Origin of the sequence: Pseudomonas sp. Pf153 (assembly GCF_001269775.1) — a bacterium.
Lineage (GTDB): Bacteria > Pseudomonadota > Gammaproteobacteria > Pseudomonadales > Pseudomonadaceae > Aquipseudomonas > Aquipseudomonas uvaldensis.
Genome location: NZ_LHVL01000008.1, coordinates 357412 through 380464 on the forward strand (window position 1 = coordinate 357412; position 23053 = coordinate 380464).

General features: G+C 60.5%; 20 protein-coding genes. 12 read left to right on the forward strand and 8 right to left on the reverse strand.

Annotated features, from left to right (window positions below; all coding sequences use genetic code 11):
* The first annotated feature begins 413 nt into the window (after positions 1-413).
* On the forward strand, positions 414-680 hold the full coding sequence (locus tag AD666_RS04525; RefSeq protein WP_053147985.1) for a hypothetical protein: 267 nt from the start codon (positions 414-416) through the stop codon (positions 678-680).
* Positions 681-844: 164 nt separating this feature from the next.
* Here the strand turns inward: AD666_RS04525 and AD666_RS04530 are convergent, their stop codons facing one another.
* The 3 genes from AD666_RS04530 to AD666_RS04540 all read right to left on the reverse strand — a co-directional run bounded on the left by AD666_RS04530 (position 845) and on the right by AD666_RS04540 (position 3995).
* The gene (locus AD666_RS04530; RefSeq protein WP_053147986.1) at positions 845-2386 is read right to left on the reverse strand and encodes a phosphoenolpyruvate carboxykinase; all 1542 of its coding nucleotides are present in this window, start codon (positions 2384-2386) and stop codon (positions 845-847) included.
* Positions 2387-2564: 178 nt separating this feature from the next.
* On the reverse strand, positions 2565-3467 hold the full coding sequence (hslO, locus tag AD666_RS04535) for an Hsp33 family molecular chaperone HslO (protein WP_053147988.1): 903 nt from the start codon (positions 3465-3467) through the stop codon (positions 2565-2567).
* Positions 3468-3590: 123 nt separating this feature from the next.
* Positions 3591-3995, reverse strand: a complete 405-nt coding sequence (locus AD666_RS04540) for an RNA-binding S4 domain-containing protein (RefSeq protein WP_053147990.1) — start codon at positions 3993-3995, stop codon at positions 3591-3593.
* 252 nt (positions 3996-4247) lie between these two features.
* Between AD666_RS04540 and AD666_RS04545 the strand changes: the two genes are divergently transcribed.
* On the forward strand, positions 4248-4712 hold the full coding sequence (locus tag AD666_RS04545) for an ATP-dependent zinc protease (protein WP_172679595.1): 465 nt from the start codon (positions 4248-4250) through the stop codon (positions 4710-4712).
* Positions 4709-5614 carry a 30S ribosomal protein S6--L-glutamate ligase gene (rimK, locus tag AD666_RS04550; protein ID WP_053147993.1) on the forward strand — a complete coding sequence of 302 codons (906 nt, stop codon included), beginning with the start codon at positions 4709-4711 and terminating at the stop codon, positions 5612-5614. Before AD666_RS04545 ends, rimK begins: the two co-directional genes overlap by 4 nt.
* Before the next feature lie 126 nt (positions 5615-5740).
* Here the strand turns inward: rimK and AD666_RS04555 are convergent, their stop codons facing one another.
* Both AD666_RS04555 and ompR read right to left on the reverse strand, forming a co-directional pair.
* Positions 5741-7054 carry an ATP-binding protein gene (locus AD666_RS04555; protein ID WP_053147995.1) on the reverse strand — a complete coding sequence of 438 codons (1314 nt, stop codon included), beginning with the start codon at positions 7052-7054 and terminating at the stop codon, positions 5741-5743.
* A gap of 108 nt (positions 7055-7162) precedes the next feature.
* On the reverse strand, positions 7163-7903 hold the full coding sequence (gene ompR / locus AD666_RS04560) for a two-component system response regulator OmpR (RefSeq protein ID WP_003196691.1): 741 nt from the start codon (positions 7901-7903) through the stop codon (positions 7163-7165).
* A 351-nt stretch (positions 7904-8254) separates the two neighbouring features.
* Here ompR and AD666_RS04565 point away from each other — a divergent pair, with 351 nt between their 5' ends.
* The 7 genes from AD666_RS04565 to tauD all read left to right on the forward strand — a co-directional run bounded on the left by AD666_RS04565 (position 8255) and on the right by tauD (position 16480).
* Positions 8255-10576: a Tex family protein gene (locus tag AD666_RS04565; RefSeq protein ID WP_053147997.1), complete on the forward strand. Its 2322-nt coding sequence runs from the start codon at positions 8255-8257 to the stop codon at positions 10574-10576.
* A complete protein-coding gene (locus AD666_RS04570) occupies positions 10576-10959 on the forward strand; it encodes a PaaI family thioesterase (protein ID WP_053147999.1) in 384 nt (127 codons plus the stop codon). The genes AD666_RS04565 and AD666_RS04570 overlap by 1 nt, the downstream gene beginning before the upstream one ends.
* A 253-nt stretch (positions 10960-11212) precedes the next feature.
* Positions 11213-12796, forward strand: coding sequence for a glutamate--cysteine ligase (gene gshA, locus AD666_RS04575; RefSeq protein WP_053148001.1), 1584 nt, complete (start codon positions 11213-11215; stop codon positions 12794-12796).
* A 165-nt stretch (positions 12797-12961) separates the two neighbouring features.
* Positions 12962-13939 (forward strand): taurine ABC transporter substrate-binding protein, encoded by a 978-nt coding sequence (gene tauA, locus AD666_RS04580; protein WP_053148003.1) that lies wholly within the window; start codon positions 12962-12964, stop codon positions 13937-13939.
* 21 nt (positions 13940-13960) lie between these two features.
* Complete coding sequence (gene tauB, locus AD666_RS04585; protein WP_053148005.1) at positions 13961-14755, forward strand: taurine ABC transporter ATP-binding subunit; 795 nt, start codon at positions 13961-13963, stop codon at positions 14753-14755.
* Positions 14752-15591: a taurine ABC transporter permease TauC gene (gene tauC / locus AD666_RS04590; RefSeq protein ID WP_053148011.1), complete on the forward strand. Its 840-nt coding sequence runs from the start codon at positions 14752-14754 to the stop codon at positions 15589-15591. The genes tauB and tauC overlap by 4 nt, the downstream gene beginning before the upstream one ends.
* Before the next feature lie 46 nt (positions 15592-15637).
* Positions 15638-16480, forward strand: coding sequence for a taurine dioxygenase (gene tauD / locus AD666_RS04595; RefSeq protein WP_053148013.1), 843 nt, complete (start codon positions 15638-15640; stop codon positions 16478-16480).
* Between the two features lie 149 nt (positions 16481-16629).
* Here the strand turns inward: tauD and mgrA are convergent, their stop codons facing one another.
* Both mgrA and AD666_RS04605 read right to left on the reverse strand, forming a co-directional pair.
* Positions 16630-17667, reverse strand: coding sequence for an L-glyceraldehyde 3-phosphate reductase (gene mgrA / locus AD666_RS04600; protein WP_053148015.1), 1038 nt, complete (start codon positions 17665-17667; stop codon positions 16630-16632).
* A gap of 106 nt (positions 17668-17773) precedes the next feature.
* A complete protein-coding gene (locus tag AD666_RS04605; protein ID WP_053148017.1) occupies positions 17774-18664 on the reverse strand; it encodes a LysR family transcriptional regulator in 891 nt (296 codons plus the stop codon).
* A 119-nt stretch (positions 18665-18783) separates the two neighbouring features.
* Here AD666_RS04605 and AD666_RS04610 point away from each other — a divergent pair, with 119 nt between their 5' ends.
* On the forward strand, positions 18784-19524 hold the full coding sequence (locus AD666_RS04610; RefSeq protein ID WP_053148019.1) for an SDR family oxidoreductase: 741 nt from the start codon (positions 18784-18786) through the stop codon (positions 19522-19524).
* A gap of 10 nt (positions 19525-19534) precedes the next feature.
* Here the strand turns inward: AD666_RS04610 and betT are convergent, their stop codons facing one another.
* Positions 19535-21496: a choline transporter BetT gene (betT, locus tag AD666_RS04615; protein WP_172679596.1), complete on the reverse strand. Its 1962-nt coding sequence runs from the start codon at positions 21494-21496 to the stop codon at positions 19535-19537.
* 406 nt (positions 21497-21902) lie between these two features.
* Here betT and AD666_RS04620 point away from each other — a divergent pair, with 406 nt between their 5' ends.
* The gene (locus tag AD666_RS04620; protein ID WP_053148023.1) at positions 21903-22895 is read left to right on the forward strand and encodes a D-cysteine desulfhydrase; all 993 of its coding nucleotides are present in this window, start codon (positions 21903-21905) and stop codon (positions 22893-22895) included.
* The last annotated feature ends 158 nt before the right edge of the window (positions 22896-23053 follow it).

Below are 23053 nucleotides of genomic sequence, written 5' to 3' on the forward strand. Positions count from 1 at the left end.
TCCAATCTCTTGCTGTAGCCGTATGCCTGTTACTCAGCGGATGCATGAAGCTTCCCGAAGAACCACCATTGCTCGCGACGCTCGATACCCCGACTGCGGCTTTCCAGGCTTCGTCATCGCCTGGTGAGCCTTGTGTTTCAACGCGCTTTTCCTGAAAGCCCTCTGCCTATTACAAATTCGTCGGAAGCGGCCTACCGACTCTGAAGCCATCCTTACAGAAGCCGCGTAGGACCTGGCTGATTGTCGGGCAGAGGAAGGGGATAGCTAATAGAAACCGAGAGAAAAGCGCTTTTTCGTCCGTAGGACGCCGGTAAACGCCCTACACAATCCGTCCCCCCAAGCCATCTTGCGATGTCCGGACAGAGCTCTCTATAGTCCTCGGCGCGATTTGAAATCGTACTGAAGAGGTCCTCATGCACACATCCATTCCGTCTTTCGAGCGATACCAGTCGCTACGAAGCACACCTGCCCTGGCTATCGACACCGAGGCCGACGTCCATCATCTTTGCGACGCCGCCGCCCAACGAATCCGAGCATCCAGCGATCTGCTCGAAACCCTGCATTGCCTGTGCTTCAAACACGCCGATGTGAAGGATATTCCCAGCATCGTGCATGCCCTGTATCTGCTGGTTCAGGACGGAAGCGAGATGTTGGAGGTGATGCGCCAGCGGCTACGTTGAGGTTGAATCGATAAGGGGTAATATTCTGGCCGTTGTTACGCCATTGAGATGGAGTATTTCCAGTCTGGATAGCCCTGCCCGCGTCATGCATTCCATCTTTCACACAAATAACGCCCATGAAAAAGCCGCCCTGGGAGGCGGCTTTTTCATTCGCAAACCAAGCCTTACAGCTGTGGTCCGGCAGCCTTGATCGCGTCGCTCACTTCAAACTTCTTGAAGTTCTCGATGAACAGGCCGGCCAGCGCCTTGGCGGCTTCGTCGTACGCAGCCTTGTCGGCCCACGTGTTGCGTGGGTTCAACAGGCTGGTTTCGACGCCTGGGACAGCCAGCGGCACGTCCAGGTTGATGATGTCCAGGTGCTCGGTTTCAGCACCGACCAGCGCGCCGCTCTGGATAGCGGCGATAACTGCGCGGGTGGTCGGGATGTTGAAGCGCTTGCCAACGCCGTAGCCGCCACCGGTCCAGCCAGTATTGACCAGGTAAACTTTGGAACCGAAGCCACGAATACGCTTGATCAGCAACTCAGCATATTCGCCAGCCGGACGTGGGAAGAACGGTGCGCCGAAGCAGGTGGAGAAGGTCGACTTGATGCCGCTGCCCGAGCCCATTTCGGTCGAGCCTACCAGCGCAGTGTAGCCGGACAGGAAGTGGTAGGCAGCTTGCTCTTCGCTGAGGATCGAGACAGGCGGCAGTACGCCGGTCAGGTCGCAGGTCAGGAAGATCACGGCGTTAGGCTCGCCGCCGAGGTTTTTCGCCGAACGCTTTTCGACGTGCTCCAGCGGATAGGCGGCACGGCTGTTCTGGGTCAGGCTGCCGTCGGCGTAGTCCGCCTTCTTGGCGCTATCCAGCACAACGTTTTCCAGCACGGCGCCGTGCTTGATGGCTTTCCAGATAACCGGTTCGTTCTTCTCCGACAGGTCGATGCACTTGGCATAGCAACCGCCTTCGATATTGAACACCACGCCCTCGCCCCAACCGTGCTCGTCGTCACCGATCAGGTAGCGGCTTTCGTCGGCGGACAGGGTGGTCTTGCCGGTGCCGGACAAGCCGAAGAACAGGGTCACGTCGCCCTCTTCGCCAATGTTGGCGGCGCAGTGCATCGGCAGCACGTCGGCGGCCGGCAGCAGGAAGTTCTGCACCGAGAACATGGCCTTTTTCATCTCGCCGGCGTAGCGCATGCCTGCGATCAGTACTTTTTTCTGAGCGAAGTTGAGGATCACGCAACCGTCGGAGTTGGTACCGTCGCGCTCAGGAACGCATTCGAAGTTGGCGACGTTGAGGATCTGCCATTCCTGGCGACCAGCGGGATTGTACTGGGCCGGATTGATGAACAGGCAACGACCGAACAGGTTTTGCCAGGCAGTTTGGGTGGTCATCTTCACGGCCAGGTAGTGGTCATCGGACGCACCTACATGGACATGGGAGACAAAATGTTCTTGAGCGTTGTTGAACGCTTCGACGCGAGCCCACAGGGCATCGAATTTGTCGGCCGGGAACTTGCGGTTGATCGGGCCCCAGGCAATGGCGTCCTGGGTGCTCGGCTCTTCCACGATGAAACGGTCGGCTGGCGAGCGGCCGGTACGATGACCGGTACGGACTACCAGCGCGCCAGTATCGGCAAGCTCGCCTTCACCGCGATTCAAGGCTTCTTTGACCAGATCATCGACACTCAGATCGGTGTACACGGTGTTATTGGCTTGCGTCATGAGATTCCCCATCGGCCCGTAGCCGAGTGCTCCAAACGTTTTGTAGTAGGAAGTCGCGCACTACTACCCGAAAAAAGTGCGCCGGATTATGCCAGAAAAGCCCAAAAAAGGTAGGGCCCTCCCGTCAGTACGGCGTAAAACCGGCGTTTGCCAGGAGATTTACCTGAGCTGAAACGGTTCAGTGACGAGTATCTGACGGTGACTCGACACCCGCACCAGCGAACAATTGCGCAACGTCAGCTGCGTCGAACAGATAACGTTCATTGCAGAACTGGCAATCGATCTCGACGGCGCCGCCATGCTCGATCACCAGCTGCTGCGCATCCTGCAGACCCAGACTGACCAGCGCATTGCCGGATCGTTCACGAGAGCAACTGCATCGGAAGCGCAGCGGCAGACTGTCGAACAACCGTACGGCTTCCTCGTGGTAGAGGCGATGAAGAACCGTTTCGTTGTCCAGGCCCAGCAGCTCATCGGCGTTCAGGGTGCTGGCCAGCGTTGTAAGGTGCTGCCAGTTGGCGTCACGTTCTTCCGGATCGCGAATGCGATCGGCGGGCAGTTGTTGCAGCAGCAGGCCCCGCGCGCGCCGCCCGTCGGCGTACAGCCAGAAGCGTGTATTGGTCTGCTGGGACATGACGAAATAGTTGGTGAAGCATTCGGCCAGGGAGGCGCCGTCAAGGTCGACAATGCCTTGGTAACGTTTGCCGTGGGTCGGATCGACTGTCAGTGCCAGGACGCCGTTGGGCATCAGGTCGGCCAGGGTCGCGTCGGGTGCGATCTGCTCGGCATGATAGCGGGCCAGGCCACGGATCTCGCGCTCGCTGGAACACTCGATCATCAGCATCGGCACCGGGCCTTCGGAACGGGCCTGGAGAATCAGCAAGCCATCGAACTTCAGGGTGCCGACCAACAGCGCCGCTGCCGCCATGAGTTCGCCGAGCAGTTGCGCGACCGGCTCCGGATAGGGGTGCTTGGCAAGCACTTCGGCGTAGCTGCGCTCCAGCGCCACCATCTCGCCCCGGACGTCGCTGTCGTCGAAAATGAAACGTTGGGTGCAGTCGTTATCCGGAAAATCAGTCATAAGGTCTGGTATCTGAAGTGAAGGCAAAGGAATGGGCGGCATTTTATGGCCATTCCGGGTGGCTTCCAAGCAAAGCGCCGGACGGTATGCCCAACGTCCCCGTTAATCCGCTGCCGGCCTCTTCTATTCGCTACTGCTTCCCCGGAACTTGAACAGATCCCGTCGCTGTTTCTTGCTCGGTTTGCCATCGGTGCTGACCCCGAGGGCACCGGCCTTGCGCTGCGCAGCAGCGGCTTCGCGCCTGGCGATACTGGCTTCGGTTTCGCGATAGAGCGTCTGCGCTTCAGGCGCCCCGCGCCGGACAATCAACAATGCCTCGACCACCACGGTTTTCTCATCGAAACCGACGCGTATGACGTACTCGTCGCCGATGCGCGGCTCCTTGCCCGGCTTGCAGCGCTCGCCTCGGTGATGGACTTTGCCACTTTCGATAGCGGCCTTGGCAAGCGCACGGGTTTTATAGAATCGCGCCGCCCACAACCATTTATCGAGACGGACTTTGTCGTCCTCTTCCTGTTTTTGTGTCACTGCAATTCCTCTCTCTACTGATAGTCAGAACTGTACTACCGTTTTTGTCGAGCGCACGAATCCGGCCCGACAGATAGAATGCTCACCGAGTCGGCTTTGCCGGCCAGATAAGCTGACAAAAGTTACAAGCGCAAACAGCTGCGTAGATAACTGTCGTCAGTTTGTGATTACTCTGTGAGCCACCGCGATTCGCGGGCTCCACGATCCGACGTACTGATTGCAGGTTGCTTTTTATTGAAGACATTTGACCATTTGACCGTTGTCGGTCTTCGCGAGTGGGTGGCGCTTCCGGAGCTGGGAGTGGCGGGCCTGCGGGCAAAAATCGACACAGGGGCCAGCACTTCCAGCCTGCACGCCACCGATATCGAGCCGTTCGAGCGTGACGGTGAAAAATGGGTGCGTTTCACCGCGCACCTGGGCACGGTGGTGCAACTGCGTCATCGCCGTTGCGAAGCCCCACTGGTGGCGCGCAAGACGATAAAAAGCTCCAACGGCCACGCCCAGGTGCGCTACGTGATCAGCACCACGCTGGCGCTGGGTGATCGGGTCTGGCGGGTCGAATTCACCCTTGCCTGCCGCAAATCCATGCGATATCGCCTGTTGCTGGGCTCCAAGGCCTTGGTCGACGGCCAGTTGGTCGTCAATCCAGGCATCAAATACGTTCAAGACAAGCCGGTATTCCCGGTGTCCACTACCTCTGCCACAGGTGTTGCATGAAGATCGCTGTGCTGTCGCGTAACCCGCGTCTGTATTCCACTCGCCGCCTGGTTGAAGCCGGGACCGAACGTGGCCATGAAATGGTGGTGATCGACACCCTGCGCGCCTATATGAACATCGCCAGCCACAAGCCGCAGATCCATTATCGGGGCCAGCCCCTGGAAGGGTTCGATGCAGTGATCCCGCGAATTGGCGCATCGGTCACATTCTATGGCTGCGCGGTATTGCGGCAATTCGAAATGATGGGCGTATTCCCCCTCAACGAATCCGTAGCGATCGCCCGCGCCCGAGACAAGCTGCGCTCCCTGCAATTGCTGTCGCGGCGTGGTATCGGCTTGCCGGTAACCGGCTTTGCCCACTCCCCCGACGATATTCCCGACCTCATCGCCATGGTCAACGGCGCACCGCTGGTGATCAAGGTGCTGGAGGGTACCCAGGGCATCGGCGTGGTCCTGTGTGAAACCGCGACTGCGGCCGAATCGGTAATCGAGGCGTTCATGGGCCTGAAGCAGAACATCATGGTCCAGGAATACATCAAGGAAGCCGGCGGCGCGGACATCCGCTGCTTCGTGGTGGGTGACAAAGTCATCGCTTCGATGAAGCGTCAGGCCCGCCCCGGGGAGTTTCGCTCCAACCTGCACCGTGGCGGCAGCGCCAGCCTGATCAAGATCACCCCGGAAGAACGCATGACCGCCTTGCGCGCGGCGAAAGTCATGGGCTTGTCCGTCGCCGGCGTGGATATCCTGCGCTCCAATCATGGCCCCCTGGTCATGGAGGTCAACTCTTCACCCGGCCTGGAAGGCATCGAGACCACCACCGGCAAAAACGTGGCCGGGATCATCATCGAGCACCTGGAAAAGAACGGCGGGCCGAACATGACCCGGACCAAAGGGAAAGGCTGACTCAACACAAAACCTTTGTGGAAGCGAGCCTGCTCGCGATTGCGGTGTCTCAGTCAAAGCAACACAACTGGGCTACAGGCCATCGCTAGCAGGCTTGCTCCCACAGGTGCTCCACATCCAGATCGATTACACCGCATCCCGTGGCAGCATCAACCCCAACGGTAACCGCACCCGCGCTTCAAGCCCTCCACCCACTCGGTTGCGCAACTCTACATTGCCACCGTGCATCGAGGCGATGCGCTTGACGATTGCCAGGCCCAGTCCCGTACCCTTCCCGCCACGGGCACGATCACCGCGAGTGAAGGGGTTGAAAATAGCTTCCAGCTCGGACGGATCGATGCCGCCCCCCCGGTCCATGACGCTCAGCACAACATAAGGCGCGCTGGTGTCGCCGGACACATAGGCCGCCACCTCGACGCCCGAACCAGCGTGGTTCAAGGCATTACCGATCAGGTTGTTCAGTAATCGCTTCATGGACACCCGACGGAGCGGGAACGGCTGGATCGGCTCCAGCCGCAGGTGCACTTTTTCGTCGTTCTGGTTATAGGGCGCAACCACCTCCTGGACCAGCTCGCTGAGATCTACTTCCTCCACCGACTCGTCACGCCCATCGCGAATGAACGCCAGGAACTGATCGAGGATCGCGTCCATGTCCTCGATGTCACGAATCATTTCATTGGTGAGGTCGGTATGTTCGCCCATCAACTCCAACGACAGGCGCAGCCGGGTCAATGGCGTGCGCAGGTCATGGGAAACACCGGCGAGCATCAATTCACGTTCTCGTCCGGCCTGCTCGACGTCTTCGGCCATTTGATTGAAAGCACGGTAGACCTCGGTCATTTCGCTCGGGGTGTCACTGATGGGCAGCCGCACGCTGCGCCCCTGGCCCAGTTGGCGAGCCGCATAGACCAGGCGCTTCAATGGCTGGTTGAGCTGGCTGACGAAGATCCACGCCGACGCTGTCGACAAAAGCCCAATGGCGAGGAACCAGCCGAGTACGTTCCAGATTTTCTGGCCCCGCAAAGGATGGGGGTACAGCGGAACCTTCAGCCAACCATCCCCCAGGCTCGGCGCACGCACCCACAGCGCCGGAGGCGAATGCATGCGCAATCGGACCTCGGTGTCGGCACCCAGCTCGGCCTGCATCTGTCGTTGGTAGATCTCGCTGTAGGGCCAGTGTTGCTCCCCTTCCGGTACTCCGGCACCGACCACCCGGATCAGCGTCGCCGCCTCGGCGATCTTCGCCCGGTTGTTTTCATCGGCTGCCCAATAGGCCCGCAGGGTCAAGGCGACACCATGGCTGTATTGGCGATCCACCAGCACGTCTTCGTTCATCAGCAGGTAGACCAGCGTCAGCGCCTTGGAAAAGAGCACGACGATCAGCACCAGCCAGAGGGTGCGGGAGAAGAAACTCTGGGGGAACCAAACAGGGGTTTTCATGGATAACCGCTACACACTTGCAGGAGCGAGCGATGCTCGCACACTGACGGACTGCGAGTCGCCTGGAGGAAACCCTTCAACCAGCCAACCCGCTCCTACAAATCGCCATTACTTACTGGCAGCACCATCCGGCACGAAGACATACCCCACGCCCCAGACGGTCTGGATATAACGCGGCTTGGAAGGATCGGGCTCGATCATCCGGCGCAGGCGGGATATCTGAACGTCGATGGAACGCTCCAGCGCATCCCACTCACGGCCACGGGCCAGGTTCATCAGCTTGTCACGGGTCAACGGCTGACGAGCATTCATCACCAGTGCCTTGAGCACGGCGAACTCGCCGGTGGTGAGCATGTGGACTTCATCGCCGCGCTTGAGCTCGCGGGTGGCCAGGGACAGTTCATAGTCGCCGAAGGTCACGCTTTCGTCTTCGCTGCCCGGCGCGCCAGGAACCGGGGCCGACTGGCGACGCAGGACCGCCTTGACCCGAGCCATCAGCTCGTCCGGGTTGAACGGCTTGGCCAGGTAATCGTCGGCCCCCAGCTCCAGCCCCTTGATACGACTCAGCTCGTCACCCTTGGCGGTGAGCATGATGATCGGGATCTGGTTGTTGGCGCCACGCAGGCGGCGGCAGGCGGTCAGGCCGTCCTCGCCAGGGAGCATCAGGTCGAGGACCACAAGGTTGAAGACCTCGCGGGCCAGCAACCGATCCATCTGTTCGGTGTTCGGTACGGTGCGGGCGCGGTAGCCCTTGCTGACGAAAAAACGCTCCAGCAGGCTGCTCAGCCCAGGATCGTCGTCAACGATCAGAATTTTTTCGCCTTCAGCAGTTTGTGCAGTGCTGCTCATAGGAAGCTCCTTTGATCTCGGCGCGCATTATGGCCTAGCTGCCGTTATACGCACCGTGTGCATTGTTAGCAGATTTTTCCTCTATCTCCACTGATACGGGTATCGAGCCTACAGACCACGGCGCCCCCGAAAGACGGAACGCCGGTTATAATGCGCGGCCTTTTGTGCCAGGAAATGTCGGATCGTATTTGCGGCGCGCTTTTCCCAGGCCAGGCAGCACTTTTTGAATTTCGAGGGTCAACTGACAGCCTTTTGACCCAGGCAGCGGCGCATGCCAGGCCGCTCAACCAGTCTCGTCAAGCCCTGTTCAAGTGGCGGCGAGCCTGATTTCACATTTTGTCAGGTGGTTTTATGGACAGCATCAACAGCCGCATCGCCGAGGAGCTCGGCGTACGCCCACAACAGGTCGAAGCGGCCGTCGCGCTACTCGATGAAGGCTCCACGGTGCCTTTCATCGCCCGCTACCGGAAAGAAGTGACCGGCAGCCTCGATGACACCCAATTGCGTCATCTGGAGGAGCGCCTGCGCTACCTGCGCGAACTCGACGAACGGCGCATCAGCATCCTGGCCAGTATCCAGGAACAGGGCAAGCTGACCCCGGCACTGGAACGTGACATCAAGCTGGCGGACACCAAGACCCGTCTCGAAGATTTGTATCTGCCCTACAAGCAAAAGCGCCGCACCAAGGGCCAGATCGCGCTCGAAGCCGGTCTCGGCGAATTGGCCGACGGTCTGTTCAACGACCCGGCCCTGACACCGGAAATCGAAGCCGCTCGCTTCGTGGACACTGAAAAAGGCGTGCCCGACGTGAAGGCGGCACTGGAAGGTGCCAAGTACATCCTGATGGAGCGTTTCGCCGAAGACGCCAACCTGTTGGAAAAGCTGCGCAATTTCCTTAAACAGGAAGCCATCCTCAGCGCCCGCGTGATTGCCGGCAAAGAAGAGGAAGGCGCGAAGTTCCGTGACTATTTCGAACACGACGAACCCCTCAAGACCGTGCCGTCCCACCGGGCCCTGGCCATTTTCCGTGGCCGCAACGAAGGCATCCTCAGCTCTGCGCTGAAGGTCGGTGACGAGTTGCCGGGCACCATGCACCCTTGCGAAGGCATGATCGGCCAGCAGTTCGGCATTCAGAACCAGAACCGTCCCGCCGACAAATGGTTGGCCGAGGTCGTCCGCTGGACCTGGAAGGTCAAGCTCTACACGCACCTGGAAACCGATCTGCTGGGCGAACTGCGGGACAATGCCGAGGCCGAAGCGATCAACGTCTTCGCCCACAACCTGCACGATCTGCTGCTGGCCGCCCCGGCCGGCCCGCGTGCCACCCTGGGCCTGGACCCGGGCCTGCGTACCGGCTGCAAGGTGGCGGTGGTGGACTCCACCGGCAAGTTGCTGGACCACACCACGGTCTACCCCCACGTGCCGCATAACAAGTGGGACCAGACCCTCGCGGTGCTCGCCGCCCTGTGCGCCAAGCATTCGGTGGACCTGATCGCCATCGGCAACGGCACTGCCAGCCGGGAAACCGACAAACTGGCCGCCGAGCTGATCAAGAAATACCCGGCCATGAAACTGACCAAGGTCATGGTCTCCGAGGCCGGCGCTTCCGTTTACTCGGCCTCGGAGCTGGCCGCCAAGGAATTCCCGGACCTGGACGTGTCGATCCGTGGCGCGGTGTCCATTGCCCGCCGTTTGCAGGACCCGCTGGCGGAACTGGTGAAGATCGATCCGAAATCCATCGGTGTGGGTCAATACCAGCACGACGTGTCCCAGTTGAAACTGGCCCGTGGCCTGGACGCCGTGGTGGAGGACTGCGTAAACGCCGTGGGCGTGGACGTGAACACTGCATCGGTGGCGCTGCTGGCACGGATTTCCGGCCTGAACACCACACTGGCGCAGAACATCGTGACCCACCGCGATGAGCATGGCGCCTTCAAGACCCGCGCTGCGTTGAAGAAGGTCCCGCGCTTGGGTGAAAAAACCTTCGAACAGGCCGCCGGGTTCCTGCGCGTCATGAATGGCGATAACCCGCTGGACTCCTCTGCCGTCCACCCCGAGGCCTACCCGCTGGTGCAACGCATCGCTGCCCAGACTGACCGCGACATCCGCTCGCTGATCGGCGACGCGGCGTTCCTCAAGCGCCTGGATCCGAAGAAATTCACCGATGAAACCTTCGGCCTGCCCACCGTGACCGACATTCTTCAGGAACTGGAAAAACCAGGCCGTGACCCGCGTCCCGAGTTCAAGACCGCCGAGTTCCAGGAAGGCGTCGAGGATCTCAAGGACCTGCAGCCCGGCATGATCCTCGAGGGTGTGGTGACCAACGTCACCAATTTCGGTGCGTTCGTCGACATCGGCGTGCATCAGGACGGCCTGGTGCATATCTCGGCGCTGTCGGAGAAGTTCATCAAGGATCCACGCGAAGCCGTGAAGGCCGGCGATGTGGTGAAAGTGAAGGTCATGGAAGTCGATATCCCGCGCAAACGCGTCGGCCTGTCGATGCGCATGAGCGACACGCCAGGTGAAAAAGTCGACGGCGCCCGTGGTGCCCGTCCGGGCTCGACGCCACGTCCGCAGAACACCGCACCACGCAAGGAAACCGCCACGGCGGCCCCGGTGAACAATGCCATGGCCTCGCTGTTCGCCAACGCCAAGCAGTTGAAGAAACGCTGATGGACGTGCCGGCCGGGTTGGTGGAGAGCGCGTTTTTCAAGCTGCTCGGCTGCCGTCTGCACAGCCTTGAGGAAGGGGTGGCACAAGTCGCCCTGGGCCTTGAGGCGCCGCTGCGCAATCGGGGCGGCAAGCTGCATGGCGGCGCGCTGTTCAGCCTGGTGGACATCGCCATGGGCCTGGCCTGCTCCAGCGTCCATGGCTTCGACCAGCAGAGCGCAACCATCGAATGCAAGATCAACTACATTCGCGCCGTGTCCGAGGGCGAAGTGTTGTGCACGGCCCGGGTGATTCATCCAGGCCGGCGCACGCTGGTGGTCGAGGCCGAGGTGATGCAAGGCGACAAGCTGGTCGCAAAAGCGCAAGGCACGTTCGCTGCCCTATAGCTCCCTGTCGTCGATTTGGGGTAATTTCGGCGCAACAGTGCAGCGTCGGATTTTCTGTGGGAGCGGGCTTGCTCGCGAACGCGGTGTGTCAGTGACTCGAATGTCGACTGGCGTACCTTAATTCGCGAGCGAGCCCGCTCCCACAGGGATGTGGCGCTTGAAAACCAGGCGAAAACGCCAGTTTTAACTTCACCCTTGTAGAGCGCCTTGCCCACCCCCATATTGGGGCGACTGACGCGTGAAGGAATTCAACTTGAGCGACCTCTTAAACCGCCGCCTGGCCCTGCTCGGCGAGCGCGCCAACCTCTCCCTGCTCGAGCAGTGCCTGCACGGTATCGAACGTGAATGCCTGCGTGTCACGGACACCGGGCGACTGGCGTTGACCCCGCATCCCGAGGCCCTGGGCTCGGCGTTGACCAATGAACAGATCACCACCGACTATTCCGAGTCGCTGCTGGAGTTCATCACGCCCGCCCTGTCGAACCCTGCCGATACCCTGGCCAGCCTCGACAGCATCCATCGGTTCGTCTACAGCAAGCTCGGTGACGAATACCTGTGGAGTCCGTCGATGCCGTGCCCGCTACCGGCGGAAGAAGAGATTCCGATCGCGTATTACGGCACCTCGAACATCGGTCGGCTCAAGTACGTCTACCGCCAAGGCCTGGCGCTGCGCTACGGCAAGACCATGCAGTGCATCGCAGGGATCCACTACAACTTCTCCCTGCCCGAAAAACTCTGGCCGCTGCTTCGGCAAGCGGAAGCCGCCGAAATGAGTGACCGTGACTTCCAGTCGTCGGCCTACATCGCACTGATCCGCAATTTCCGTCGCTACAGCTGGCTGCTGATGTACCTGTTCGGCGCCTCCCCGGCCCTGGACGCTGGCTTCCTGCGCGGTCGTCCGCACCAGTTGGAGCAACTGGACCCGGACACCCTCTATCTTCCCTACGCCACCAGCCTGCGCATGAGCGACCTGGGTTACCAGAGCAACGCCCAGGCCGGCCTGACGCCGTGCTACAACGACCTGGCGAGCTATACCGACAGCCTGCGCAAAGCGGTGGCAACGCCCTATGCGCCCTATGTTGAAATCGGCACTCATCGCAACGGCGAATGGATCCAGCTCAACACCAACATCCTGCAGATCGAAAACGAGTACTACTCCAACATCCGCCCCAAACGCGTGACCTATACCGGCGAGCGCCCGATCCAGGCCTTGATGGCCCGGGGCATCCAGTATGTCGAAGTGCGCTGCCTGGACATCAACCCGTTCCTGCCAATGGGTATCGACGTCACCGAGTCGCGTTTCCTCGATGCATTTCTGTTGTATTGCGGCCTCAACGACAGCCCGCAACTGGAAAACAACGAATGCGGCAACGCCACCAGCAACTTCCTGACGGTGGTCAAGGAAGGCCGCAAGCCAGGCCTGCAACTGCAGCGTCAGGGCCAATCGGTGGACATGCAGTCCTGGGCCATCGAACTGCTGGAAAAGATCGCGCCGCTGGCGGCGTTGCTGGACCAGAGTCAGGGTGGCGATGCCCACCGCCAGGCACTGGAGGCACAACTGGCGAAGGTGATGGACCCGTCATTGACCCCATCCGCGCAGGTACTAGCGGCCATGGCCGAACATCAGGAAAGCTTCGCCCAGTTCTCCCTGCGCCAGAGCAAAGCCCACGCCGAATTCTTCCGCGCCGAGTCTCTGGCTGCCTCGGAGCAGGCGGCATTCGAAGAGGCCGCACGCCAATCACTGGCCCAGCAGAGCGAGCTGGAGCAGAACGAGGTCGGGGATTTCGATGTGTTCGTGGGTTCTTACCAGGCGAGCATTCTGGCGATCAGTAACTGACGGTTCTTTATGGCGAGGGAGCAAGCACCCTCGCCATAAAGACATGCCGCACGCTGAGTTTTTTCGCTGATAAGCTCATTCTAAAAAGTTATTTATTTCTGAATTCTTAGATCATTTAGTCTCCTCCAACACCCAGCATCCAGTGGCCTGTTGAGGAGCTTTGCCATGACTTTGAGTTTCCCCCTTCGCCTTCTCGCGGCCGCCTCCCTGGCCGCAGCGAGTCTTTTCGCCCAAGCAGCCGACCTGACCGTCGCGTACCAGACCACCGTCGATCCGGCCAAAGTCGCCCAAGCCGACGGTACTTATGAAAAAGCCACCCAAGCCAGGATCGACTGGCGCAAATTCGATAACGGCGCCGACGTCATCACCGCCATCGCCTCAGGCGATGTACAGATCGGCTACCTCGGTTCAAGCCCGCTGACCGCTGCCATTACTCGCAAGGTCCCCGTGGAAACCTTTCTCATCGCCACGCAGATCGGCGCCGCCGAAGCTCTGGTGGTCCGTGACAGTGCCGGGATCAAGAGCCCGCAAGACCTGATCGGCAAGAAGATCGCCGTGCCGTTCGTATCCACTGGCCACTACAGCCTGCTGGCCGCGTTGAAGCACTGGAACATCGACCCGTCGAAAGTCACCGTACTGAACCTCGCGCCACCGGCCATCATCGCGGCCTGGAAGCGCGGCGATATCGATGCAACCTACGTTTGGGACCCGGCCCTTGGCGTGGCCAAGGAAAACGGCAAGGTGCTGATCACCTCCGCCGAACTGGCCCAGTTCGGCGCGCCAACCTTTGACGCCTGGATCGTACGCAAGGACTTCGCCCAGAAGCATCCGGAAATCGTGACGGCCTTCGCCAAAGTGACCTTGGATGCCTACGCCCAATACCGCAAGGATCCACAGGCCTGGCTGGCCAACGCGTCCAACATCGACAAACTGGTGAAACTCTCCGGCGCCAAGGCCACTGACATCCCGCTGTTGCTGCAAGGCAACGTCTATCCGCTGGCCGCCGATCAGGTGGTGAGCCTCGGCGCACCGACCACTCAGGCGATCACCAACACCGCGGCGTTCCTCAAGGAGCAAGGCAAAGTCGAAGCCGTACTGCCGGACTACGCGCCGTACGTCAGCGCCAAATACATCACTCAATGATTACATTCGGGAGACATTGCGATGGCCTTGCTACAGCTGGAGCGCATCAGCGCACAGTACCCCGGTGCAGCGGAACCTGTGCTGGCGGATATTTCACTGACCCTGGGGCCCCGACAATTGCTGGTTGCCCTTGGCCCGTCCGGCAGTGGCAAGACCTCGCTGTTGAACCTGATCGCCGGATTCGTCGAGCCCAGCGCCGGACAGATCAGCCTGGACGGCGTACCCGTATCGGGGCCGGGTGCCGAGCGCGGCGTGGTGTTCCAGGACGACGCGCTACTGCCTTGGCAAGACGTGCTGGCTAACGTTGGGTTCGGCCTGGAGCTGGCCGGCGTCGCCAAGGCACAGCGTGAAGCCCGCGCTCGCGAAATGCTCGCCCTGGTGGATCTGGCCGGTTTCGAACAGCGCCGCATCTGGCAGCTTTCCGGCGGGCAGAAACAACGTGTCGGCCTTGCCCGAGCGTTGGCGGCCGACCCACGCCTGCTATTGATGGACGAGCCTTTCGGCGCCCTGGACGCTTTCACCCGTGAGCAAATGCAGGAATTGTTGCTGCAAGTCTGGCAACGCACTGCCAAACCGGTGTTCCTCATCACCCATGACATCGAGGAGGCGGTCTTCCTCGCCACCGACCTGATTCTGCTGGCACCCGATCCGGGGCACATCGTCGAGCGCTTGAGCCTGGACTTCGGTCGACGTTATGGGGACGGGGAATCGGCTCGGTCAATCAAGTCCGATCCACGCTTTATCGAAACCCGCGAGCATGTACTCGCCAAAGTGTTCTCTCAACGCAGCGCCGTTCGGCGACAGGAGCGCGCATGAGCAGCTATGAAGTGCCTGCCCTGGTCCGTGAACCGACGACCAGGCGCCCAGCCATCGGCTCAGGATTCAAATTGAGTATCCGCTGGATCAGCAGCCTGACGTTGATCGCCTTGCTGTCGGCCTGGTGGGCCGTCACCGCCAGCGGGTTGATCGAACCGTTGTTCCTGCCTTCGCCCTTCGCGGTGCTGCAAAAAGGCTGGCTGCTGGCGACCAGCGGCTATATGGACGCCACACTCTGGCAACACTTGGGCGCGAGCCTTCAGCGAATCGGCCTGGGCCTGTTGTTCGCCATTTTGACGGCGGTACCGGTGGGCATCGCCATCGGCGCCAACCGCATCGCCCGGGGTGTGCTCGATCCCTTGATCGAGTTTTACCGGCCGATCCCGCCCCTGGCCTATCTGCCATTGATCGTGATCTGGTGCGGCATTGGTGAGCTGTCGAAGGTGCTACTGATTTATCTGGCGATCTTCGCCCCGATTGCCATCGCCACCGCGACCGGCGTGCGCACCGTCGACCCGGCCAAACTGCGGGCCGCGCAATCGCTGGGTGCCACGCGTATCCAGTTGATTCGCCATGTGATCGTACCCAGTGCCCTGCCGGACATCCTGACCGGGATTCGCATCGGCCTGGGCGTGGGCTGGTCGACGCTGGTGGCCGCCGAACTGATCGCCGCCACCAGCGGCCTGGGCTTCATGGTGCAGTCAGCCGCGCAGTTCCTGGTCACCGATGTGGTGGTGTTGGGAATCCTGGTGATCGCATTGATCGCCTTCGCCATGGAAATGGGCTTGCGCGCCCTGCAACGCAGACTGGTGCCATGGCACGGCCAGGCCCATTGATACCCAATGACCACGCCGACGATTCGGCGCCAAACGAGACACTGCGATGAACCGTGCGACCATTACCCCGTTGAGCAGCGCCCTCGGCGCGCAGATCAGCGGGGTCGATATCAGCAAGCCCTTGAGCCCACAGGATCGCGACACCATCGAGCAGGCATTGCTTGAACATCAGGTGCTGTTCTTTCGGGACCAGCCGATCGATCCGCGGCAGCAGGCGCGTTTCGCCGCTTACTTCGGTGACCTGCATATTCATCCGATCTACCCCAACGTGCCGGAACAGCCTGAAGTCCTGGTGCTCGACACCGCCGTCACCGATGTTCGCGACAACGCCATCTGGCACACCGACGTGACCTTCCTGCCGACCCCTGCCCTGGGCGCGGTGCTCAGCGCCAAACTGCTACCGGCGTTCGGCGGCGACACCTTGTGGGCCAGCGGGATCGCAGCCTATGAAGCCTTGTCATCGCCTTTGAAAGGTATGCTGGGAGGCCTGACGGCAACCCACGACTTTATCCGTTCGTTTCCGCTGGAACGGTTTGGCACGACCGCCGAAGATCGGGTGCGCTGGGAAGAGGCGCGCCGCAAGAACCCACCGTTGTCCCATCCGGTCATTCGCACCCACCCGGTCAGCGGGCGTCGTTCGCTGTTCGTCAATGAAGGTTTCACCACCCGCATCAACGAGCTGTCGGAAAGCGAAAGCGAGGTCATCCTGAAGTTGTTGTTCGCCCACGCCACCCGCCCGGAATTCACCATCCGTTGGCGCTGGCAGGCCAACGACGTGGCGTTCTGGGACAACCGCGTGACCCAGCACTTCGCGGTGGATGACTATCGCCCGGCGCGGCGGGTAATGCACCGGGCGACGATACTGGGGGATGTGCCGTTTTTCAGGTGAATACAACCATCTGTGGTGAGGAAGCACTGTGGGAGCACAGCTTGCTGGCGATGCGGACGACGCGATTTATGCGTTATCGTTCATCGCGGGCAAGCCTTGCTCCCACAGGTTTGCTCCCACAGCCTTTCCTACAGCTTGCTCCCGCAACGTCACTCCGCCAACGAAGGCTTCTCCCAGAGATTGATCCCGCCTTCCTGGGCGAAACGATCGATCTGCGCCAGTTCCTCCGCGCTGAAATCCAGTTTCTTGAGGGCGCCGACGTTCTCGATGATCTGCTCCGGACGGCTGGCACCGATCAGCGCCGAGGTGATCCTAGGATCGCGAAGCGTCCAGGCCAAAGCCATTTGGGCCAGGCTCTGCCCGCGCCGTTGGGCGATCTCGTTGAGGGCTCGTACGTGGGCAATGTTGCTTTGCGACAGGTGCGAAGCCTGCAACGAGCCACCTCCCGGGCGGTTGATCCGCGCATCATCCGGAATGCCCTTGAGGTATTTGTCAGTGAGCAGGCCTTGGGCCAAGGGAGTAAAAGCGATCACGCCGGTGCCCAGCTCTTCGGTTGCCTCCAGCAGGTCTTTCTCCACCCAGCGATTGAGCAGGTTATAAGCCGGCTGGTGAATCAGCAGTGGGACCTTCCACTCCTTCAGCAGCGCGGCCATTTCCCGCGTCTTCACGCCTGAATAAGAAGAAATGCCGACATACAACGCCTTGCCCTGCTGCACGGCAGTCGCCAAGGCACTGGCGGTTTCTTCAAGCGGCGTGTCGGGATCGAAACGGTGGGAATAGAAGATATCCACGTAGTCCAGCCCCAGGCGCTTCAGGCTCTGATCAAGACTGGCGAGCACGTACTTGCGCGAACCGCCGCCCTGCCCATAAGGCCCCGGCCACATGTCCCAACCGGCCTTGCTGGAAATGATCAGCTCATCGCGGTACTGCTTGAAATCTTCGCGCAGCAACCGACCGAAATTGATCTCGGCACTGCCGTAGGGCGGGCCATAGTTGTTTGCCAGGTCAAAGTGGTTGATCCCCAGGTCGAATGCCGTGCGCAGCAAGGCGCGCTGCGTGTCGATTGGCGTGCTGTCGCCGAAGTTGTGCCACAACCCCAGCGACAGTGCTGGCAGCACCAGGCCGCTACGGCCGACGCGGCGATAGGGAATGGACTCGTAGCGGTTGCCGGCGGCGGTATAAGTCATCGGAAGACCCTCCGTTCGGGTGGATGCGAAAGGGCTAACGGTAGCATTTCATCACAGTACCCTGGGAAATAAGGACGGCTCCCACACAGGAACATCGAAGGCCACGCTAATGAGCAGCGGCAAACACCTCCGCCAGCCAGTCCACAAATACCCGCACCCTTGACGACATATGGCGGTTGTGGGGATACAGCACCGATATCGGCATGGGCGGGGGTGGAGTGGCGGCGAGTACTTCCTGCACCAGGCCCTGCTCAAGCTGGGTTTGCATCCGATAGCGCGGGCATTGGATCAGGCCCAGGCCGGCGATGGCCGAGGCCGCATAGATTTCGGCACCGAATACCGAGAGTGCTCCGTCGATGGCCACTTCCCTGAGTTCGCCTTCCACCATGAACTGGAACGGATACAGCTTGCCGGTGGTACGCGACAGGTAATTCACCGCCCGGTGCCGGCTCAGGTCGTCAAGGCTTTTCGGCTCGCCGTACTGGCGCAAGTACGCGGGGCTGGCGCAAGTGATCTGTTGCAGGCTGGCAACGCGGCGACCGATCAATGACGAATCGCTCAACGTGCCGGCCCGCAACACGCAATCGACCCCCTCGGCGATCAGGTCTACGAAACGATCGGCCTCACTGATGGACAGTTCGATGTCCGGATAGCGGGCCATGAACCGTGGCAATGCCGGAATCACAAAACTCCGCGCCAGGGTTCCGTGCAGGTCCACCCGCAACTTGCCCTTGGGCGCCACGCTGCGAAAGGCCAGTTCCGCCTCCTCCAACTCCGCCAGTAACTGCACGCAGCGTGGGTAATAGGCTTCGCCATCGAGGGTCGGTCGAACTTTGCGAGTGCTGCGCTCCATCAGGCGCACGCCCAGCCAGGCTTCGAATTGATTGAGGGTGTGGGTCAACGTCGCGCGGGGCAGGTTCAGGTCCTCGGCGGCTTGGGTAAAGCTGCTGCGCTCATAGATGCGCACGAACACTTTCATCGCCTTGACTTGATCCATTCGACCTTTTCGCCATGATTGTTGGTGATTATTGAACAGTCACGGCAACTCTCGTGCATTTATCGCACTGAGTAAACATGTGACCCTTCGCTCACCTCAGTTCAATCAGGAACACCGCCATGACCGATCAAAAGTCCAAAGTTGCCATTGTGACCGGCGCCTCCCGCGGCATCGGTGCTGAAATCGCCAAGCGACTGGCGAGCGAAGGATTCGCCGTCGCCATCAACTACGCCAACAGCGCTACCGAAGCCTCGAAGCTGGTGGTGCAGCTGCGCCAGGCCGGTCAGCAGGCCATCGCGATCAAGGCCGATGTGTCCTCTGCCGCCGATGTCCGGCGGATGTTCGATGAAACCGAAACGCACCTGGGCAAGGTCGACCTGCTGGTCAACAACGCCGGTATCCTGCAGGTCATGCCACTGGCACAACACAGCGATGAGCTGTTCGACCAGACATTCGCCATCAACACTCGAGGCACCTTCAACACACTGCGCGAAGCCGCGACCCGCCTGAACGATGGCGGCCGGATCGTGAATTTCTCCAGCAGCACCGTTGGCCTCAACCTGCCCGGTTACTCGGTGTACATCGCCAGCAAGGCCGCCGTCGAATCCCTGACCCAGGTATTTGCCAAGGAACTGCGCGGCCGGCAGATTACCGTCAATGCCGTCGCCCCCGGCCCGGTCGCTACCGAATTGTTCATGCACGGTAAAAGCGAAGAGCAAGTCCAGCAGTACGCCAAGATGCCGCCCCTGGAACGCCTCGGCCAGCCGGAAGATATCGCCAGTATCGTTTCTTTCCTGGCGAGCCCGGCCGCCGGCTGGGTCAACGGGCAGATCCTGCGGGCTAACGGCGGCCTGGTCTGAGATTCGTCGGTCAACGAACCAGATGCAGAAACTGCATGTGCCGTTCGTACTGATCGAGGATGTCGTTGATCACCTGATCCTTGGAGTAGCCCACCAGATCGTAGTCCTGACTGCCCTCGCTCAGGTGCACTTCGGCACGGTAGTAGCGGCGATTGTTGAGCTCCTTGGAGCCCATGCCGCCCCGGGCGAAGGAGGGCGTGAAGTAGCCGCGCATCTGCACCTGGTAGATGAAAGGATGCTGCTCGCCATGGCCGATCTCCAGGCTGACGCTGTCGTTGGCCGGATCCGGGTGGGTCATCACTGCCAGCCCCTTTTCGGCGAATACCGCTTTGACTTCCTCGATGGCCGGGCGAACCGTGCTGTCGAGGAAACGGTACACCTCGTCCCGGGACGGGAAATGCACGGCCTGACTCAAGCGCTGTCGCCAACCGCCCTTGCCCCGGCGTGAGCCCGATACAGGTGCCAGGGAATGCATTTGCGCGATTTTTTTCTGCGACTCGAGGAAAAACGCCTTGTGCAGTCCCCACATCATCAGCAGCAGAATCAGCGAGAACGGCAACGATGTCAGCACCACCGCCGACTTCAAGGCATCGATGCTGCCGGAAAACAACAGTGCGCTGGTCACCAGGGCGGTCATGGCGCCCCAGAACACCCGCAGCCATTTCGGTCCGTCTTCATCGGGGTTACCGCCCTTGGCCGAGAGTGTCGAAAGCACTACGGTGCCGGAGTCGGCGGAAGTGACGAAGAATACAAAGCTGATGAACACCGTGACCGCGATGACCGTCTTGCTCCAAGGGTAGGTTTCCAGCAGCAGATACAGGCTCATCGAAGGATTGTCCAAGGCTGACATGCCCAGGGCACTCATGCCTTGGTTGAGCACCTGGTCAATAGCGCTGTTGCCGAAAATCGACATCCACGCCAGGGTGAAGCCCAAGGGAATCAGCAGCACGCCAAACACGAATTCGCGAATGGTGCGCCCTCGGGATATCCGTGCGATGAACAACCCCACGAACGGTGACCACGCAATCCACCATGCCCAGTAGAACACCGTCCAGCCACCCAGCCAGTCGCTGGGTTCGTTGTAGGCGTACAAATCGAAGCTCTTCATCGGCAGCGCGCCGAGGTAATCGCCCACATTCTGGATCAAGGTATTGAGCAGGTGCTGGGTGGGCCCGGCGAACAGCACGAACAACAGCAACGCGCAGGCCAGCAGCATGTTGATGTCGGACATGACCCGCACGCCCTTGTCGACGCCGGCTACCGCCACGATGATCGCAGCGCCCATCATCAGTGCGATCAGGCCAACCTGAATCCATTGGGTATGAGCGATGCCAAACAGGTAATCGAGGCCGGAGTTGAGGTGCAAGACGCCAAACCCCATGTCCGCCCCCAACCCGAACACGGTGGCGATGATGCCAAAGCCGTCCACCGTATAACCGATGGGCCCATTGATGCGTTTGCCGATCAACGGGTACAGCGCCGAACGTAGCGCCAGCGGAAGATTGTGCCGATAAGCGAAATACGCCAGGGCCATGCCGACAAACGCAAACACGCCCCAACCGTGCAGCCCCCAGTGCAAGAAAAGGATCTGCATGGCCTGGCGCGCCGCCTGCGCCGTACCGGCCTCCCCTTGAGGCGGCTGCGCCAGATGAGTCAGCGGCTCGGAAACACAAAAGAAAAACAGCGTGATGCTGATCCCGGCGGCGAACAGCATGCCGGCCCAGGACAGATAACTGAATTCGGGTTCGTCGTGGTCGGCACCGAGCTTGATCTTGCCGTAGCCGGACAAAGCGGTGACCACCACGAAGACCAGGTACAGGGTCATCGCCAGCAGGTAATACCAGCCGACCGTGTTGGCCGCCCAGTTCTGCGCCGACAGCAACCAGGCGCCGGCCTGTTCGGGCACGGCGATCACCACCAGACCGAACACCAGGATAAACGTCGCCGCGAAATAGAAAACCGGCGGATTCATGCGGACCAGACCGCTGGATGGAAGAGACGAGGTATTCATGAGCGAAGCACCCCGGCCAGGGGAATCGCGACAGTCGAAAACGGACTCGGCAAAGGCAAGCCTCCTATTGTGAGCGGGCAGCAAACCGGTGGTTTAATCTGAATGAACGTTCAAGTTAAACATACTTAGGTAGCTAAGGACTAATCGCAGGGCTCGACGGCAGTTTCCTACACCGATCCACGGGAGGGTATGACGCTGCTTGGCGTGCGTTCGTTCAGTAGCTCCACCACATCTCACTACCACAAAGTCCAGTGTGGTTTGGCAACCTGTAGACACCTCCCGTTTACTCCCCGCTCAACGATTGCCAGTTGCCCACCAATATCTACCTGCCTATAGTCCGGACATCTACTGCAATCAGTACGGACCCATGATCAAACAACAGCTGGCGCGCTTTAACCGCCTGGACCTGCTCGGCCATCCGACCCCGCTGGAAAAACTCGAACGTCTCTCCACTTGGCTCGGTCGGGCCATCTACATCAAGCGCGACGACCTGACCCCTCTGGCCCTGGGTGGCAACAAGCTGCGCAAGCTCGAATACCTCGCCGCCGATGCACTGGCCGAGGGTGCCGACACCCTCATCACCGCCGGCGCGATCCAGTCCAACCATGTACGCCAGACCGCCGCGCTGGCGGCCAGGCTGGGCCTGGGTTGTGTGGCCTTGCTGGAAAACCCCATCGGCACCGACGACCGCAACTACCTGGGCAACGGCAACCGACTGTTGTTGGAACTGTTCGATGCCAAAGTCGAACTCGTGGACAACCTGGACAACGCCGAAGAGCAACTGCAGGCCCTGGCGACGCGGCTGCGCAGCAACGGCAAAAAACCCTACCTCGTGCCTATTGGCGGCTCAAACGCCTTGGGCGCGCTGGGGTATGTGCGCGCCGGCCTGGAGCTGGCCGAGCAGATCAAGGACACCGGCCTGGAGTTCGCCGCCGTGGTGCTGGCCTCGGGCAGTGCCGGCACCCACAGCGGACTGGCCCTGGCCTTGAGTGAATCACTGCCACAGCTCCCGGTGATTGGCGTAACGGTTTCACGCAGCGAAGAAGACCAGTTTCCCAAGGTCCAGGGGCTCGCAGAGCGCGTCGCCCAATTGCTCGATGTCGCGCTTTCGCCAGCCTTCAAGGTAAACCTGTGGGACGAATATTTCGCTCCACGCTATGGCGAGCCCAACGCCGGTACCCTGGCGGCGGTCAAGCTGCTGGCCAGCCAGGAAGGACTGTTGCTGGACCCGGTCTATACCGGCAAGGCCATGGCCGGCCTGCTCGATGGTATCGGCCGTGACCGCTTCGACGAGGGTCCGATCATTTTTCTGCATACCGGGGGGGCTCCGGCGTTGTTTGCCTATGACGCCGCGTTCTGAAGTCTGAATAAACACAGGATTTGCAAATTCCATATTGGAATATAAGTAATTTTTAATATTATTTTCCAATCTATAAAACCCATCTTATAGTTTGGCCGAAGGCCTATTTGCCGCGAGACGCCCGGGCTGCTTTAAGGCAGGATGTGGCAGTCTTTTTG

Excerpts from the sequence above, each read along its gene's own strand:
- tauA (WP_053148003.1), top strand. The coding sequence starts at position 12,962 with ATGACTTTGAGTTTCCCCCTTCGCCTTCTCGCGGCCGCCTCCCTGGCC.
- AD666_RS04555 (WP_053147995.1), bottom strand. The coding sequence starts at position 7,054 with ATGAAAACCCCTGTTTGGTTCCCCCAGAGTTTCTTCTCCCGCACCCTC.
- AD666_RS04605 (WP_053148017.1), bottom strand. The coding sequence starts at position 18,664 with ATGGATCAAGTCAAGGCGATGAAAGTGTTCGTGCGCATCTATGAGCGC.
- tauD (WP_053148013.1), top strand. The coding sequence starts at position 15,638 with ATGAACCGTGCGACCATTACCCCGTTGAGCAGCGCCCTCGGCGCGCAG.
- ompR (WP_003196691.1), bottom strand. The coding sequence starts at position 7,903 with ATGAGCAGCACTGCACAAACTGCTGAAGGCGAAAAAATTCTGATCGTT.
- betT (WP_172679596.1), bottom strand. The coding sequence starts at position 21,496 with ATGAATCCGCCGGTTTTCTATTTCGCGGCGACGTTTATCCTGGTGTTC.
- AD666_RS04530 (WP_053147986.1), bottom strand. The coding sequence starts at position 2,386 with ATGACGCAAGCCAATAACACCGTGTACACCGATCTGAGTGTCGATGAT.
- mgrA (WP_053148015.1), bottom strand. The coding sequence starts at position 17,667 with ATGACTTATACCGCCGCCGGCAACCGCTACGAGTCCATTCCCTATCGC.
- tauB (WP_053148005.1), top strand. The coding sequence starts at position 13,961 with ATGGCCTTGCTACAGCTGGAGCGCATCAGCGCACAGTACCCCGGTGCA.
- AD666_RS04610 (WP_053148019.1), top strand. The coding sequence starts at position 18,784 with ATGACCGATCAAAAGTCCAAAGTTGCCATTGTGACCGGCGCCTCCCGC.
- hslO (WP_053147988.1), bottom strand. The coding sequence starts at position 3,467 with ATGACTGATTTTCCGGATAACGACTGCACCCAACGTTTCATTTTCGAC.
- AD666_RS04620 (WP_053148023.1), top strand. The coding sequence starts at position 21,903 with ATGATCAAACAACAGCTGGCGCGCTTTAACCGCCTGGACCTGCTCGGC.
- tauC (WP_053148011.1), top strand. The coding sequence starts at position 14,752 with ATGAGCAGCTATGAAGTGCCTGCCCTGGTCCGTGAACCGACGACCAGG.
- rimK (WP_053147993.1), top strand. The coding sequence starts at position 4,709 with ATGAAGATCGCTGTGCTGTCGCGTAACCCGCGTCTGTATTCCACTCGC.
- AD666_RS04570 (WP_053147999.1), top strand. The coding sequence starts at position 10,576 with ATGGACGTGCCGGCCGGGTTGGTGGAGAGCGCGTTTTTCAAGCTGCTC.
- AD666_RS04565 (WP_053147997.1), top strand. The coding sequence starts at position 8,255 with ATGGACAGCATCAACAGCCGCATCGCCGAGGAGCTCGGCGTACGCCCA.
- AD666_RS04525 (WP_053147985.1), top strand. The coding sequence starts at position 414 with ATGCACACATCCATTCCGTCTTTCGAGCGATACCAGTCGCTACGAAGC.